The sequence below is a fragment of the Gilliamella sp. wkB108 genome, assembly GCF_001690195.1.
GTDB lineage: Bacteria > Pseudomonadota > Gammaproteobacteria > Enterobacterales > Orbaceae > Gilliamella > Gilliamella apicola_L.
Window position 1 is genome coordinate 1 of the sequence record NZ_LZGM01000111.1, and the last position, 1,362, is coordinate 1,362.

The 1,362-nt window shown below is 38.0% G+C and carries 1 protein-coding gene and 1 pseudogene; both read right to left on the reverse strand.

Annotated elements, in window-relative coordinates; all coding sequences use genetic code 11:
• Positions 1-665: pseudogene (locus tag A9G11_RS12220) on the reverse strand (hypothetical protein); the annotation flags it as partial.
• A 53-nt stretch (positions 666-718) separates the two neighbouring features.
• On the reverse strand, positions 719-1,362 hold a 644-nt coding region (locus A9G11_RS14505), incomplete at its 5' end, for a DUF6708 domain-containing protein (RefSeq protein ID WP_218056135.1).

The window sequence follows — 1,362 nt, forward strand, 5'->3', positions numbered from 1 at the left end:
TTTTTACCAATCCCCACCGATTGAGCAACCGGAAAGCCTGTTTTATATGGGTGAAAGCTCATCAGATTTACCATATTGGTACCACCCATATCTGAGTCTGAGTTGCTAAAATTAGCGGGCATAATATGTTCCCACTTAAACACGACCGTACCGCCACAATATTTGGGGCGCTGAATATAGACTTGCCGAGTCACCCGATTAAACCTCACCCGAATATGGCGCAGAGTAAATAACTCTAAACGATAAACATAACGAAAGTAACGAACACATAAATATAATGAAACTAAAAATATAATTGAAAAAAAAATCATAGCGAAAATACCAGATCCAATCTTATTGCTATCCCATTGATTAGTATATAATCTAAAAGCAGTTTTTAATGCAAAAAAAACACCAGAAGCCGGAATAAAAAATATAAATAAACTAATCCAAGTAACAATCCCACGGAAATTTTCAAACATACCACCACGTATTTCTAAATAACGATCGTTATAGGCATAATAAGGACCTATTGGGCGTGGGTTATTACTAACTGATTCTTTGGTATAGTCTTTTTGCACTTCGCTAAGCTTCATATCGCCATCAAAATAATCTTTTTCTAACTTTTTGCGCGTTGATGCTTTAATTGAACTGCCAAACCACAATAAAAATTCACCGATATACATTTCAAACTGTCCTTAATAATTTGCTCCGGATTGTTCACCTTTTTGCTATCATATTAAGAATTACCATAATCAATCAATTTTCCGGTTTTATCATCTCGCACACCCCATTCGATACGATTATCTAAAATCGCTTGTTGTACACTGGGTGGATAGTCTGATAAGGTGGTTTCTTTCGGTACGGTTTTCCCTTTTCGACCAGCTTGACGAATGACTTTTGGCCAGCGTGGTTGCCAGCATAAACATTCCGAAATAAAGTACCCTATCGTGTAAAACGGTAATAATATTAAAAATACCGGTATCAATAAAATGTACATCCAGAATGTTGGGGCATTTTTTGCAGCATGGATCATCGGTTTTATATGTCCACTTAAACCATGTAAAGGCATCGGTAGATGCGTACTGAGCCAAGGTTTGGGTAGGTTATCCGGGCCTTCCTCCATATAACGGCGAATAAATTCCCATTCATCTTTATAATCTTGCGAATTATAGGTATTTTTACCAATCCCCACCGATTGAGCAACCGGAAAGCCTGTTTTATATGGGTGAAAGCTCATCAGATTTACCATATTGGTACCACCCATATCTGAGTCTGAGTTGCTAAAATTAGCGGGCATAATATGTTCCCACTTAAACACGACCGTACCGCCACAATATTTGGGGCGCTGAATATAGACTTGCCGAGTCACCCGATTAAACC